This window comes from Bradyrhizobium sp. SSBR45G, assembly GCF_030159255.1.
GTDB lineage: Bacteria > Pseudomonadota > Alphaproteobacteria > Rhizobiales > Xanthobacteraceae > Bradyrhizobium.
The window spans coordinates 16,447-31,363 of sequence record NZ_BSCT01000003.1 but is presented as its reverse complement, the minus strand read 5'-3'; the positions used below and the strand labels follow the sequence as shown (position 1 = coordinate 31,363).

Sequence of the window (14,917 nt, the reverse complement as noted above, 5' to 3'; positions counted from 1 at the left end):
CCTTCTCCTTTGAACGTTGCATCAGCTTCTTGGATTCAGGCCTTGATCGTTCGATCGAAGGAGCTTCCGGCAGATGGCGGCTCCCGCGAAGTCTCCTGCAAATTCACGTCTGCCCATCAACTTTGAGGTCCGAAAATTGACTTTGACTCCCGCAATGAATTGGCATTTCAGACCGGCTTGGCGGCGCTCGCCGCCTCGCCTGCTTCGGCGCCGCGGCTGACCAGAGGCCGGCCCTCCGCGACGAACTTCGCCGCCAGCACCAAGGTGCCGATGGCAAACTCACTGCCGTGCTGCGCGATCATCGCCTCGGCGAGTTCGCCGACCTGCGCGAAGAACGCGTCCTTCGAGCGGTCCTCCTCTGTCGGCTCCGCTGGCGACGGCTGTGTTTCACTGCGCGCCGGCGGCACCGCCGAGACAGGCCCGCCGGGCTTTTTGAAATTGAGCCTGCTCATGTCGACCTTGCTCATCATGCATGTCCCGTCCGTTTGTGATCGTCCTCGGTGGGTGTGCTGTCGAATTCCAACAAAGCGTGATTGAGCCATTCGCGCTCGGCGACGAGGCGCGCGTGCTCGTCGCAAAGCTGGCTCAGGCGCTCCGTCACCCTGTGGAATTCGTCCCGCGCTGCGCCTCCGCCTTCCGAGCGTGAGAGGTCGCGCCGCGCGCATTCCAGCTCGATCTCGGCGCCGCCGCGCGCGCTCTCGTTCCTGAGCTGCATCTCGTTGTTGCGAATGATGCCCTCGATCAGCTTGTGCCGGGCGATCATGCGGTCGCGGGCGAGCTGCAGCTGGGCAGCTTCCTCGGCCGTGATCTGTGGTCCATTGTCGCTGGACTTCGTCACCCGCATCACTTTCGTTCGATGATTGGGATGGACACCGAGCACTGGCGGCGCACGCGCTACGGGATCAGCACCGCGCGTCCATGGATGCGCCCATGGTGCAGATCATGCAGCGCATCATTGGCCTCGCTGAGCCGGTATTCCCTGGTGTGAAGGTTCACCAGGCCGCGGTCGGCCAGCGCCATCAGCTCGACCAGTTCGGCATACGTACCGACGAGGTTGCCGACGATGGTCTTCTCGGTCGTGATCATGTCGATGGTCGGCAGGTCGATCTTGCCGCCATAGCCGACGATGTAATAGGAGCCGCCGTTCGCGGTCATCGCCAGCCCCTTGGCGATGGCATCGCCCTCGCCGACGAAGTCGATGACGGCTTCAGCGCCGCGGCCGCCGGTCAGCGCCAGCACGGCTTCGACGTCGCTGTCACCTGCCTTCACCAGGTGATGCGCCCCGCATGTCTTCGCCAGTTCGAGCGACTTCTCGGAGCGGTCAACGACGATGATCTCCGCCGCACACAGCGCCGCCAGAACCTGGATGCCGATATGGCCAAGGCCGCCGGCACCGATCACCACGGCGTATTCGCCCGGCAGCAGATGGCGCGACGCCTTCTTGGCCGCACGATACGCCGTCAGGCCGGCATCCGTGTAGGGCGCGACGTCCTTCGGCGCCAGCGACTTCGGCAGCTTGATCAGCGAGCGCTGCCCCGTCAGCAGATATTGCGCGTAGCCGCCATTGGCATTGATGCCGGGGAAGGAGCTGTCGAGCGCATGCATGTCGTTGCCGCGCCGGCACGCCAGACAGTGACCGCTGGTCACCAGCGGGTGACAGATGACGCTGTCGCCGACCTTGACGCCTTCGACGCCTGGGCCGACGGCCTCGACCCAGCCCGCGTTCTCATGACCCATGATGTAGGGAAGCTTGACGTCGACCTTGGTGCGCCAGATGCCTTCGACGATGTGCAGGTCGGTGCGGCAGACGCCGGCGCCGCCGATCCGCACGATGACATCCATCGGGCGCGAGATCCTGGGATCGGGGACCTCCTCGTAGCGGACGAACTCCTTCGCCGTCAGCTGTTCATCGAATGCATGGAGAACCGCGGCCTTCATTTCACTCCCCCGGATATTTTTTGTTTCGACGTCAACATGACGCAGCCGTCGTTGACCATGGTTGAGCAAGAGCTATGCCAGCGAGCTAACAAGCTGTAATTCCGCGGGTTATCGCATGCGCGAAAACTGCTGTTCGGTCCGCCGCGGATCAATGCCGACGGCGCAACTGTTCCGAGACGGAACAGTTTTCGAAGGCGCGACGCGATGCTCGGCTCTGCCGAGGCAATTTGGATTCCCGCGCGATTGCTCTATGATCCGCGCAGCAGCGACATAAGTAACAACACACAGCTGCGGCGACGGGGACGACGCCAAGCCCTCAGAGCGGGAGGATGGACGATGCTGCCAGCCAGCCGGCGTCTCGATGGCGCGTGGATGAAGCTCGACGATCAGGGGCATCTACCGGCCGATCAGTTGTCGGCCGACATCTACGACAGCTGGATGCGCTGCATCACGCTCGGACTCGATGCGCTGCGTCCGCCCTCGCCTGAGTTCGTCGACGCAGCCGTGCTGCGGCAGGAGCAGCAGCGCTGCTCGCTGGTGCGCGGGCTCGCGCTGGCCGAGATGCACACGCTGCATCAGCAGATCGCCGGCTCCAATTTCATGATCGCGTTTGCGACCGCGGAAGGCCTGCTGCTCGACATCATCTCCGATTCCAGCTTCAGCGACGCGTCGGATGCGGCCTGCATCCGCGCCGGATCGATCTGGACCGAGAGCATCTGCGGCACCAACGGCCTCGGCACGGCAGCCTATCTGAAACGGCCGATCGTCGTACATGGGCGCGAGCACTTCTTCGCCCGCTACAACAATCTGACCTGCGTGGCGGCGCCGATCTTCGCACCCGACGGCGAGGTCGCCGGCATCCTCGATGCGTCCTCCGACTGCATGTCGCGCCAGGCGCACACCCAGGCGCTGGTGGCGATGGCGGCGACGCAGATCGAGAACGGGCTGTTCCGCGAGCAGCATCGTGGCCATATCCTGATCGCCTTCCACAATCGCGGCGAATATCTGCACACGCTCAGCGCCGGCCTGCTGGCGGTCGACAGAGACGGCCAGATCCTCGCCGCCAACCGTGCCGCGCGCGTGCTGCTGCACGGTTTGCCGGCCTCGGCGGGCCGCCGCTTCGGCGACGTGTTCCGCGCGCGCTTCAGCGACTTCGTCGACGAGGGCCGGCGCCACGAGCGCCAACGGCTCGAGGACGACGTCGGCAGCCAGTTCGTCGCGACGATCGAGAACACCAGGCAGTTCCCGATGACGCATCGTGTGCTGACGCCGCGGCCGCCGCCAGCGAAGGACACGACGGCGCCGTTCGTCTCCGCCGATCCGCGGATCGCCGCGATCGTTCAGCACGTCGCCGTCGCCGCTGCGCGAAAAATGCCGATCCTCATTCGCGGCGAGACCGGCACCGGCAAGGAGCAGATGGCGCGGCATGCGCATGCGGCGAGCCGGCGCACCGGATCGTTCGTCGCGGTCAATTGCGCAGCGCTTCCCGACAGCCTGATCGAGGCCGAGCTGTTCGGCTACACCGAAGGCGCCTTCACCGGCGCCAGGAAGGGCGGTTCGGCCGGCCTGTTCAAGGAGGCCGATGGCGGCACGCTGTTTCTCGACGAGATCGGCGACATGCCGGTGACGTTGCAGGCGGTGTTGCTGCGCTTCCTTGACGACTGGACGGTGCGGCCGGTCGGCGGCAGCAAGCGCGAGGTCGACGTGCTGCTGGTGTCGGCCACCAATGCCGATCTCGACGCTTCCATCGCCAAGGGCCGCTTCCGGTCCGACCTGCTGTTTCGCCTCAACACGCTCGAGGTGACGCTGCTGCCGCTGCGCGAGCGCAGCGATTTCGCCGACATCGCGCGCCATCTGATGCAGAAGATCGATCCGTTGATCGCGCTGTCCGATTCTGCCATTCAGCGGCTGGCGCAACGGAGTTGGGACGGCAACATCCGCGAGCTCCGCAATGTTCTGGCGCGGCTCTCGCTCAGCGAGACCGGCCCCGTGATCGGCGCCGCCGCCGTCGACGCCGTCATCGGGCTCGTCAGCCCTGAGCGCATGGCAGCGAAAGTCACGATGGAAGACGGCGGACCGGCCGACCTGCACGAGATCCAGCGCGCCCTCGTGCTCAACACCTTTGCGGAAACCGGCAACAACATCAGCAGGACCGCACGGCGGCTCGGCATCTCGCGCAACACCGTCTATCGCGCACTTCGCGGCAAGCCGGCCTAACGCCGGCGCCGCGAGGATTCACTCATGCAAGGGAGGCCACGATGTTCGAACCGGAGAACAGTCTCGAAGCGCTGATGCAGGCGGCCGGCCGAGATCCCGCGATCATCCCGCGGTTCTACCGCGCGCTGCTCGAGGCCGAGATCTATGTCCTGACACCGGAGGCTCCGATCGAGCCCGGGGAGCGCCGCTCGCTTGCGCGCCAGGAGCGGGTCAACGTCGCGACGGTCGAATTCCAGGGCCTGACCTGGCTGCCGGCATTCACCTCCAGGAAGCGCATCTCCGACTACGTGAAGGAGCCGGAAGCCTGCCTCGGCGCCCCCGCCCGCAATCTGTTTGCGATGCTGCCGAACGCGAACTTCTGGTTCAACCCGCTATCCGAATGCCAGAAGCCGATGCCCGCCAGCGAAATCGCGCTGCTGATGAACGGGGCGATCTTCGAAAAGCTGCAGACCGCGGACGCGGCTCGGCACGATAGCCGGTGACGATGCACACTGGACACCTGAGCTTGCGCACCGTGCGACGATTGCACGCTTGACGCCGCGCATGTGCGTTCAGGGCACCGCGGCGTTGATCCCTCCTTTGCTCCACCTTCCAAGCGTCGGTGGTCGCGCGGAGGCGCAACCATCGATATGGCACCGCCCGCTGTCTCGATGATCGCGCGCACCGGAGCTGAGCGATCCGGACAGCAAGGGGCAATCGCCGATTGCACGAGCCTGAAGGACATCTCAGGCACAGAACATCAATCAATCTGTCATCACGGTGACAACCCGCCGATGGTATCGCGCCGCCTCTTTCGACACATTCGAGGAGGATCGACCCATGACCTTTCGCTCACTGGCGGGCGCCATCGCGCTTGGATGCGCCGGACTGCTCGCCACGCCGCTGCATGCGGCCACGGGCAGCTTCAGCACGCTGACCTACAACGTGGCGGAGACGCCGACCGCCTATAACGGCGGCAGCGACGCGCATTCGCGGCTGATCAGCTGCTATCTGCGCGAGTTCGGCATCGTCAACGTGCAGGAGGATTTTCTCTGGCACGCCGCGCTGTACGACACCTGCGACGATCACCCCTATCGCACGCCGACCTCGGGAACGGCAGGCATCGGCGACGGGCTGAACACGCTCAGCCGGACCTGGTTCGACGATCTCGACCGCGTCACCTGGAACAAGCGTGCCGATTCCGATGCGCTGACGCCGAAGGGCTTCTCGCTGGTCCGCACCCGCCTCGCCGAAGGCGTCTACCTCGATTTCTACAATCTGCACGCTCAATCCGGCACGTCCTCGACCGACCTTGCCTACAGCGAGTCCGACGTCGTGCAGATCCTGAGCTACATCGAGGCGAACTCCGCCGGCAACGCGGTCATGGTGATGGGCGACACCAACACCCGCTACACGCGCGCCGGCCAGAACATGTGGGACTTCCTGCGTCACGGCTTCAGCGACGCCTGGATCGAGACGATCCGCGGCGGCAGCGTGCCACCGATCGGCGATGCGCTGATCTGCGGCGATACCCAGACCGCGCGGCCGGACTGCGAAATCGTCGACAAGGTGCTGTGGCGCAACAACGGCTTCCTCAATCTGCAGGCCTCGTCCTATGTCGACCGGCAGGACGCGCTCGACGCGACCGGCGCGCAGCTCTCCGACCATCATCCGATCGAGGTCAATTGGAGCTTCACGACCGCGGCGAACCGCCGGCTGAGCGATCAGTTCGGCGGCCCGCACGGCACGAGCTACAACGACGTCGCCGCGCTGCCCGCCGATCCCTCCGTCAGCAAGCTCTCGATCCGCACCGGCAGCCGGGTCGACCAGGTCGAACTCACCCTCTCCAACGGCACCGTCTACAGCCATGGCGGCAGCGGCGGCACGGCGCAGAGCCTGACGCTCGGTGCCGGCGAGGTCCTCACCTCGGTCAGCCTGTGCAGCGACCAGTATCAGGGCCACACGCGCATCTTCCGGATCGCGTTCGGCACCAGCGCCGGCCGCACGCTGTCGGGAGGCACCTCGACGTCGAGCTGCACCAGCTACACCGCGCCGAACGGCTGGCAGATCGCCGGCTTCCACGGCCGCTCCGGCGACGGCATCGACAAGCTCGGCGTCGTCTACACGCCGGTCTCCACCGCTGCGGCGTCGCGCCAGCCGTTCCGTATCGTCAACCGCACCTCGGCGCTGTGCATGGACGTCAATGGCGGCACCATGGCCGACGGCGCCGCGGTGATCCAATGGTACTGCACCGGCGCTGCCAACCAGACCTGGAGCTACGACGACGCCAGCGGCATGATCCGCAGCATGCAGGACCCGCATTACTGCCTGGACAACAACGGCACCTATGGCGACGGCGCGCAGTTGATCATCTGGACCTGCACCGGCAACAACAACCAGCGCTTCCGCTACGATGCCGCGGCCGGCACCATCGCTGTGCGCAGCTATCCAAGCGAGGTCGTCAGCCAGAACGGCACCTCGGTCGGCAACCAGCTGCTGACCTCGACGGCGTCGGCGGCGGGCTCGCAGCTGTGGACGCTGGCGCCCTGATCGCACGCCATGATCAGACCAGGGCGGCTGCGGCCGCCCGGGTCGTTCACCGCGGGGCGAGCCGTCTCACGCCGGCCCGGTGAGCCCCGAGAGAACGTCTGTCAAACCACCGTCACGAAACATAAACAAAAGGACATGGTCGCGGCGCGATCGCGGTGCCCCGGACCCCCGATCCCAAGCTCGGTGCTGCCGCCGGCACGGCGATCAGCACGGCACGACGGATCGACAAAACCGCAGGGACCGAGCCTTGACCGAAGCGCTTGATGCAGGCCGGCGCGCGGCCGATCTGATCACGGAGACGCATGGCGGCTCCGGCGCGAGCGCCGCCGGCGGGAGCACGGCGCGCGTGCTGCCGATGCAGCTGCTGATCGCGGCGTCCGGCCTTGCCGGACTGGGCTACGAGATCGTCTGGACGCGCCAGCTCGCGCTCGCGCTGGGCACCGAGATGATGGCCGTGCTCGGGGCCATCGCCGGCTTGTTCGCCGGCCTTGCACTCGGGGCCTTCGTCCTGGATGGGCGGATCCGCCGCGCCGCGCGGCCGCACCGCGTCTACGCCGTCCTTGAAGCCGTGATCGGCCTGTGGGGCGTGGGCGCGATCTGGCTGCTGCCGGCGAGCGGACGCGCGCTCGCGCCGCTGCTGGGCACCGCGCCCTCGCCGCTCTTGCTGTGGAGCGCGAGCTTCCTGCTTCCGACGCTGGTGCTGCTGCCGGCCACTGTGGCGATGGGCGGCACGCTGACGGCGCTGGAGCGCATGATGGCGGCGGCACGGAGCCATGACGCGGTGAGCGCCGGTGTCTACGGCGCCAATACCGCCGGCGCCGTCGCCGGCACGCTGCTGTCGACCTTCGTGGCGATTCCGGCGTCCGGCCTCGCAACGACGCTGCTCTGTCTCGCCGCGGTGAACGCGGCCTGCGCGCTGGCCGCACTTCGGCTCGGCCGGGCGCTGCCGGCCAGGCCGCGCGCCGGCGATCGACGCTCCGCCGGCACGCCCGGCCTCCGCCTGACCGGGACGTTGTTCGTCACCGGTCTCATCGGCATCGCGTTCGAGGTGCTGGTCGTGCGGCTGGCTGCGCAGATGATGCAGGACACCGTATTCAGCTTTGCCTGCCTGCTGGCAGCCTATCTGCTTGGCACCGCCGCGGGCGGGCTGATCTGGCAGCGGCTCGCGCGAAGGGGCCTCGCCCGCAACACCGCGCTGCTCGCCGGCACCGCCCTCGCCTGCCTCGGCACCGCCCTGCTCGCGCCGGTGATGGCCGCCGCTGCCGAACGGGTGGCAAGCCTCGGCGTCGCCGGCGAGCTCGGCGTCGCGCTGCTGCTCTTCCTGCTTCCGTCGATGGCCATGGGCGCGCTGTTCGGAGCGCTGATGCAGGAGGTGCGCGACATCAACGGATCGGTCGGCTGGGCGGTCGGCATCAATAGCCTCGGCGCGGCCATCGCGCCGCTGTTGGCGGCGCAGCTGCTGATTCCGGCACTCGGCAGCTGGAAGGCGCTGGTTCTGGTCGCGCTCGGCTATCTCCTGCTGCTGCCGCCCGGCTGCGCTGCGCTGTGCTGGGCTCTGCTGCCCGGCCTGCTCGGACTCGTGCTGATAGCGGGGCCGGCGCCGACGCTGGTGAAGGTGCCTCCCGGCGGCAAGCTCCTGGCCTTGCGTGAAGGGCCGATGGCGACGGCAAGCGTTGTCGACGACGCATCCGGCGCCCGCTATCTCGAGGTCAACGGCCATTTCCGCATGGGCGGCACCAGCTCGGTGCGCTCCGATTTCCGTCAGGCCATGCTGCCGCTGCTGCTGCATCCCTCGCCGCGCAACGCCCTGTTTCTCGGCGTCGGCACCGGTGCGACCGTGCTCGGCGGCGCGCAGATGCCGGGCCTCGACGTGCGGGCGGTCGAGCTGTCGGCGGAGGTCGTAGCACTGCTGCCATGGTTCGACAATCCGGCTGCAAAGCAGACCATGCCGCCGGTCGCGATCGCCGATGCTAGACGCTTCGTCGTCGCCGATGACGGACACTACGACGTTGTCGTCGCCGACCTGTTCCACCCGGCGCTGGACGGCAGCGGCGCGCTCTACACGCGCGAGCATTTCGACGCGGTCAGGCGCCGGCTGAGCGACGACGGCGTGTTCTGCCAATGGCTGCCGCTGTACCAGCTCGATGCGCCGTCGCTGCGCGCGATCATCAGAAGCTTTCTCGCGATCTTCCCCGATGGCGCGGCGTGGCTGAACCATTACAGCGTGCGCACGCCGATGCTCGCGCTGATCGGCGCGCGCAGCCCAAGGCCGGTCGACCCAGAGCGGCTCGCGGCCAGGCTCGCGGACCCGCAGCTTCGCCCGCTGCTTCTCCCGCTCGGCCTCGACCAGCCGATCGACCTGCTCGGCCAGTATGTAGCCGGCGCTGCGCAGCTGGCGCACTTCGCAGGTCCGGGACCGCACAACACCGATGATTTTCCATTCGTCACCTTCGATGCCCGGCGCAACGTCGGCGCGCTCGCCGCGCCGCCATGGGAGTTGCTGCTCACCGTCCTGGCCCAGGCCAGGACCGATGCGGCCGAACTGATCGATCCGGCCCAGCGCGCGGCCTGGGACCAGCGCCTCGACCGCTACTGGCAGGCGCGCGACCGCTTCATTCAGGCGGGCGCCGCGCTGTCAGGCGAGCCGCGCGGAGCGGCGCTGATCGCGGCCGCGGCCCCTGGCCTCCTCGACTCGATCCGCCTCAGCGCCGAGTTCGAGCCGGCCTATGCGCCGCTGATCAGCATGGCCCGGTCGCTGCTCGGATCGGATCGCGCGGCGGCCGAACGTCTGCTCCAGGCGATCGATGCCGCCGCACCGTCGCGACGCGAGGCGCGCGAGCTGCTGTCGCAGGAGTTCGGACGATAGGCTCGGATTCGGGTCAGGTGCCGAAGCTGACGCGGTAGCCCCAGCAATCGAGATGATCGGGGATCGCGTTGAAGGCGATCGTGATGCGCTGGTCGCCCTGATTGCGCGGCACCTCGTGATAGAGGTAGCTCGGGAATAGCACGAGATCGCCCGGCTCCGCCTCCGGCAGCACATACTTGCCGGCATTGAACGGACCGACCGCGGCGCTGCGTGTATGATGACGGAATGAGAAGTCGCTGCCGCCGGGCGGGCGCACGAACACCGTGCGGCTGCCGGGATGCGACGGCGTCAGATAGAAGATGCCGGAGATGAAGCTGTTGGCATGGGCGTGCAGAGTCTGGTTGCCGCCTGTCTCCAGCATGTTCGTCCACATCTCCTTGACGTTCCATTGCAGCCTTTCGCCGAACAGCAGCTCGCCGAAATCGACCAGCTTCGGCACGGCCAGCGCCGCGATGGTCTGAAACAGGGTGTTGGCGCGGGGGTCGGCGACCTCGGTGTGGAACAGCTGGCCGGAGCGCAGATTGGTCTCGATCTTCGCGCTGCGGATCGCCGCCACGGCGGCGTCCTTCAGCTCCGCATTCAACAAGGCAGGCGAACGCATCAGCGGAATCGGGAAGAGAGCTTCGATCTGGTCCATGCCTTGACTGCCTTGCACGATACTGCCTTGCGCATTTCGGAACGGCGCCGACAATGTGCCGAGTTGGATGACACAAGGATGACAGCGGCGCTCAGCGCGGCGGCAGCTCGTCGGCACGGAGGATGTTCAGCCGCTCGCCAGGCTTCAGGCTGTGCGGCCGCTCCCGCACCTCGAGCGCTGCTTGCTCGGCCTTCTCGACACAGTCGTCGAACTCGCCATTGCCGGCCTCGACCAGCGCCTGCTGGATGTCCCGCTCGGCAAAATAGCGCGACACGTCGTCGGCCGGCAGGCTCGCTGCCAGTGCCCGTGCCTCGGCCACAGCGGCGTCGCAGGTCTCCTGCGTCGGCTCCTCGTCGTGGGCCGAAGCGCTGGCAACCGAGAGAACGAGCGCGATGGCGATCGTACTGAGCAGGCGCGACATCAGATGAATCCGGATCAAGCACGTCTCTCAATGAGACGGCGTCGGCTCGCAAACCGGCGCCGATCGCGATGGCAGGTCCGGCGGGCCGGTGTCGCCCCGCCGGATCAATGCGGATCAATCAGTCGCGGTTGAAGGCCCAGCGACCCCAGTGGCCCCAATGACCCCAATGATCCCAATCGTGCCAGTGGTGATGCTCGAACGCCAGCTTGCGGGCGAGCTCCTTGTTCTTCTCGACCAACAGCTCGGGCGTGCCGTGGGTCCGGATGAAGATCGGGTTAGCGTAGAACCAGACGTTCGACCAGGCCTGCACGTCGTTGGTGACCTTCTTGACGCCGTTGACCGTTCCGAGGTGCGACGGGCACGCCGCATCGGTGCAGCTCACATTGACGTTGTTGAGGTCGAGCAGCGGGTTGCCGGCGCTGTCGGAGACGTTGGGAGTCGCCGGCGGAATGCTGGTGCCGCGAGCGCGGATGTAGAACGGCTTCGCACTGGCGACGAAGGTGGTCTTGAAGCTGAGCCGGGTCGACCCATCACGCAACTTGTAGCTCTGCATCTTGGTCGCCTGGATCTGCTTCGCGATCTTGGCCGACGCATTGTAGATGATGTCAGCACCAGCGGTGCCGCCGGCGTTGGCGACCGCATAGCCCGTGGCTCCCGGCGCGATCGGACCGGTCACGTCACCGGTGATCAGATCGACGTGGTCGAGATAGGGCTTGTTGAGCGGCTGCTTGATGCCGACCGGCAGCAGCAGCGGGTTGTTGAAGCTGTAGGGGCTGTTGTTCGACGCCGGGACGGTCATCTCCATCTCGAGCACGATCTTCTCGCCGGGGCGCACGACCAGCGTCTCGCCCATCGTCTTCCAGTCGTCATCCCACTCGCCCTTGGCGCGGAACACCATGTCGGAGCCGATGAGCTGCGCGTTCACGGAGTAGGAGTTGCCCGAGCGCATGCCGTCGATGATCGACTGCTGGTTGAAGCGGCGCTCGTTCGGCACGTAGAGGCGGGTGTACTCGCCGGGGATGAAGTCCGCGGTGGTGCTGGCATCGCGCGCACCATAGACGCCGCGGCTATGCCAGTCGGAGCTCTGGAACACGAAGATGTTGCGGCCTTCGCCGAGCAGGCCGTCCCACAGGCCGCCGACCTTGGCGGTGTAGACGCCGTGCATGCCGTAGGTGCCGCCGCCGACAGCGTTCGACTTGTACGAGCCGGAGCCGCCGGTGAGGCCGCCTTCGGCCATGTGGCCAGGGGCCTCGATGCCGAATGCGACGGTCGGGCCGGCATTGTTGAAGTCGCGGAAGTGCTCGATGTTGTAGCCTGCCGTGCCGGTCGGGTTGAACGGTCCCTGGCGCTCGGTATGGGTCGGGATCGCGTAGGACTGCAGCGGATAATTCGCCTGCAGCCAGGTGATGCCGGCGAGAGCCTTGCCATGACCGGCAGAGCCGGAGTTGTTGACATTGTCCTTGCCGGTCCAGATCGGATTGCTGCTGGCGTCGACCGGGCCGATCGCGTCGGTGTCGGCGCGGTCGAAGCGATATTCGAACTCGGCCATCTTGTCGGCATTGCCGTAGCCGCGGGGATTCTGGCCGGCGATGACCGCGACGTCACCATGCTCGTGGCCCGGCAGGATCCACTCCAGGCCTTCGACCAGCACCTTGTTGTACGTCGCGCTTCGGGCGACGATGGTCGGGTACTCGATCTCCTGGATCGACTGCCAGCGCCACATCGTGGCGCCCGTGCCGGTGCCGTTCGGGGTGCCCTTCAGGCTCGAGATGGTGATGCCGTCGATGGTCTTGCCGAGCGTCTGGCTCCAAGTGGTGGTGGTGTTGTCACCCGGAATGTTGGCGCTGGCGTCGCTGAAGCGGCAATCGCGATTGCCCGAGCCGCCGTGGTTGCCGAGCGTGAACCAGTCGAGGTCGAAATTGTTGCCGCCGGCCGCCGCGGTGCCCTTGCCGACCGCGCGATCGATCGAATAGCCGGCCGCCACCGAACCGTCGGTGCAGGTGTTGTGGTTATGCATGTCGCCAGCGACATAGGGATTGTTCTTGCTGGTCTCGCCCCAACGCTCCCCGGCGTCGGCGTTCTGCGACAGAGCCAACGACACCGAGGCCGCCGTCAGCAGGATTTTCTTGGCAGATGGAACCATGTCGTCGCCCCTGAAAAAATTCGATCGTGGTCTAACCGTGATGACAAGGCGACTGATGCGCCATCGTCTTATCGCGCGGCGACCAAACCAAAACTCGGAGACAGTTTGTTGAAGGATTTATTTTTCCGGACGTTGCTCCACGACCTTCGCAACCCCGGAGCGCTTGCGAATTTTTTGTGACAGCGCCGATTGCACGGTGACAACGGCAAGGGCGGCGTTGCATATACGCGCCGCGCGACGAGCGCGGTATCAAATGTAACGAAGAGATGTCAGCTCCTGTCATGTCGAACGCGGCGCAGACCTTCGAGAGCGCCTCTGCAGGCTCCCATCCGCGAGATGGACATAGCGAGCTGCACAGCGGGAGCGATGCGGCGTCACGGTCGCGATCCGGCATCCTGCGCAGGCTGGCCGGAGAGCCGCTGCTGCACTTCCTCGTTCTCGGCGGGCTGATCTTTGCAGCGGATGCGATCCTGCATCCGCCGGCCAAGGACGAGAAGGTCATCACCGTCACCAAGGCGCTACGCCAGTCCTTCATCGATACGTTCGACGAGGACAAGCAGCGCACGCCGAGCGCGGCCGAGCTGCAGAAGATGGTGGAAGCCTGGGTGGCGAGCGAGATCCTGTATCGCGAGGGCAAGGCGCTCGGTGTCGACCGCGGCGACGAGATGATCCGCGACCGCGTCGCCTTCAAGCTGCAATATCTGATCTTCGACCAGGTGCGGGTGCCGCAGCCCAATGACGAGCAGCTGCGCGCCTGGTTTGCCGAGAATCATCAGCGCTTCGACGAGCCCGAGCGCGTCAGCTTCTTCATGACCCCACCGACGGATGAAGCGACGGCGCGGCGCTCCCTCGACGACATCAGCGCGCAGCGCGAGTCCGAGGAGCTGCGCGACCAGACGCGCGCGATCCTCGACCGCCCGGTTCCGAGCCTCGCCGATGCCTTCGGCGACCAATTCCGTGACGGCCTTCTCAAGCTGCCGCTGCAGGAATGGGCGCTGCTGCACTCCAAGGAGGGCTGGCATGTGGTTCGTCTCGACGCGCGCAAGCCCGGTGCCCCGGCCAGCCTTGAGGATATCCGCGCCGAGGCGGCCAAGATCTGGCACACTGAGGAGACGCGCAAGCAGGCCTGGGAGGCCGTGAGCCGGCTCAAGGCCAACTATACCATCCGGTACGAGCCGTGAGCGTCTGGCGCGCGCTCATCCTCGTGCTGCTCGTATTCGCCGCGCCGCTGCTGGCGCGGCCGGCGTCAGCGCATCAGGCCACGCTCGGCGTGCTCGAATTCCGCGAGATGCGTCCCGGCATGTATATCGGGCGCTGGACGACCTTGCCGAAGGACGGCGACAACCGAATCGAACTGCGGATGCCCGCGCATTGCTTCCTGCGCCTGCCGGAGCTCAATTGCGGCGACAAGGGCCTCGTCGGCCAGATGACCATCGCCAATCTCGGCGAGGACATGTCGGCGGCCATCATCCGGATCACATCGATCCAGGACGATACCAGTAGCTACACGATCTCCGCGGCCAATCCGGTCGTCACCATCATCGGCACCGGCGCGCCGACGCTCGAGACCTGGCTCGAACTCGCCAAGACCTACGTCAATCTCGGCATGGACCACATCCTGCTCGGCGCCGATCACCTGCTGTTCGTGCTCGGCCTGATCTGGATCGTGCAAGGCGGCTGGCGTCTGTTCAAGACGATCACCGCCTTCACGATCGGGCACAGCGCCTCGCTGGCGGCGACAGCGTTCGGATGGATCGGCGTTCCGGAAGGACCGCTCAATGCCTGCATCGCGCTCAGCATCGTGTTCGTCGGCGTCGAGATCGTCAGGCAGCAGCGCGGCGAGATCGGCCTCACCGCCCGCTATCCCTGGGCCGTCGCCTTCAGCTTCGGCCTGGTGCATGGCATCGGCTTCGCGAGCGCGCTCGCCGGTCTCGGCCTGGAGCGGCGCATCCTGCCCGCGGCCCTGCTCTTCTTCAATGTCGGCGTCGAGATCGGGCAGATCCTGTTCGTGATGCTGGTGCTGGCGCTGATCTCCGCGCATCGCCGGCTCGGTGCTGTCATGCCGCGCTGGAGTGCCGAGCTGCCGGCCTATGCGATCGGCTCGGTGTCGATGTTCTGGTTCCTGGGCCGCCTGGCGCGGGTGCTGGCCGCAGCATGACAAGCGAG

The 14,917-nt window shown here is 66.5% G+C and carries 12 protein-coding genes; 6 read left to right on the top strand and 6 right to left on the bottom strand.

Features of this window, described 5'->3' with window-relative positions:
• Positions 1-167: 167 nt before the first annotated feature.
• The 3 genes from QQL87_RS04940 to QQL87_RS04930 are packed head-to-tail and all read right to left on the bottom strand — an operon-like array spanning position 168 to position 1,938.
• The gene (locus QQL87_RS04940) at positions 168-467 is read right to left on the bottom strand and encodes a hypothetical protein (protein WP_284416824.1); all 300 of its coding nucleotides are present in this window, start codon (positions 465-467) and stop codon (positions 168-170) included.
• A complete protein-coding gene (locus QQL87_RS04935; protein ID WP_284416825.1) occupies positions 467-844 on the bottom strand; it encodes a hypothetical protein in 378 nt (125 codons plus the stop codon). Before QQL87_RS04935 ends, QQL87_RS04940 begins: the two co-directional genes overlap by 1 nt.
• Before the next feature lie 50 nt (positions 845-894).
• Complete coding sequence (locus QQL87_RS04930; RefSeq protein ID WP_284416826.1) at positions 895-1,938, bottom strand: NAD(P)-dependent alcohol dehydrogenase; 1,044 nt, start codon at positions 1,936-1,938, stop codon at positions 895-897.
• A gap of 336 nt (positions 1,939-2,274) precedes the next feature.
• Here QQL87_RS04930 and QQL87_RS04925 point away from each other — a divergent pair, with 336 nt between their 5' ends.
• From QQL87_RS04925 to QQL87_RS04910, 4 genes are all read left to right on the top strand, one after another.
• On the top strand, positions 2,275-4,155 hold the full coding sequence (locus QQL87_RS04925) for a sigma-54-dependent Fis family transcriptional regulator (protein WP_502871137.1): 1,881 nt from the start codon (positions 2,275-2,277) through the stop codon (positions 4,153-4,155).
• Between the two features lie 41 nt (positions 4,156-4,196).
• Positions 4,197-4,637 (top strand): SseB family protein, encoded by a 441-nt coding sequence (locus tag QQL87_RS04920; RefSeq protein ID WP_284416828.1) that lies wholly within the window; start codon positions 4,197-4,199, stop codon positions 4,635-4,637.
• A gap of 337 nt (positions 4,638-4,974) precedes the next feature.
• Positions 4,975-6,684 (top strand): jacalin-like lectin, encoded by a 1,710-nt coding sequence (locus QQL87_RS04915; protein WP_284416829.1) that lies wholly within the window; start codon positions 4,975-4,977, stop codon positions 6,682-6,684.
• A gap of 355 nt (positions 6,685-7,039) precedes the next feature.
• Complete coding sequence (locus QQL87_RS04910; RefSeq protein ID WP_502871136.1) at positions 7,040-9,550, top strand: spermine/spermidine synthase domain-containing protein; 2,511 nt, start codon at positions 7,040-7,042, stop codon at positions 9,548-9,550.
• A gap of 13 nt (positions 9,551-9,563) precedes the next feature.
• Here the strand turns inward: QQL87_RS04910 and QQL87_RS04905 are convergent, their stop codons facing one another.
• The 3 genes from QQL87_RS04905 to QQL87_RS04895 form a co-directional block, all read right to left on the bottom strand.
• A complete protein-coding gene (locus QQL87_RS04905; protein ID WP_284416831.1) occupies positions 9,564-10,187 on the bottom strand; it encodes a 2OG-Fe(II) oxygenase family protein in 624 nt (207 codons plus the stop codon).
• 91 nt (positions 10,188-10,278) lie between these two features.
• Complete coding sequence (locus QQL87_RS04900; RefSeq protein ID WP_284416833.1) at positions 10,279-10,608, bottom strand: hypothetical protein; 330 nt, start codon at positions 10,606-10,608, stop codon at positions 10,279-10,281.
• Positions 10,609-10,726: 118 nt separating this feature from the next.
• The gene (locus QQL87_RS04895) at positions 10,727-12,751 is read right to left on the bottom strand and encodes a hypothetical protein (protein WP_284416834.1); all 2,025 of its coding nucleotides are present in this window, start codon (positions 12,749-12,751) and stop codon (positions 10,727-10,729) included.
• Between the two features lie 266 nt (positions 12,752-13,017).
• On the opposite strand from QQL87_RS04895, the gene QQL87_RS04890 reads away from it, so the two are divergent.
• A complete protein-coding gene (locus tag QQL87_RS04890) occupies positions 13,018-13,932 on the top strand; it encodes a peptidylprolyl isomerase (RefSeq protein ID WP_284416835.1) in 915 nt (304 codons plus the stop codon).
• Positions 13,929-14,909 carry a HupE/UreJ family protein gene (locus tag QQL87_RS04885; protein ID WP_284416836.1) on the top strand — a complete coding sequence of 327 codons (981 nt, stop codon included), beginning with the start codon at positions 13,929-13,931 and terminating at the stop codon, positions 14,907-14,909. Before QQL87_RS04890 ends, QQL87_RS04885 begins: the two co-directional genes overlap by 4 nt.
• Positions 14,910-14,917 lie beyond the last annotated feature (8 nt).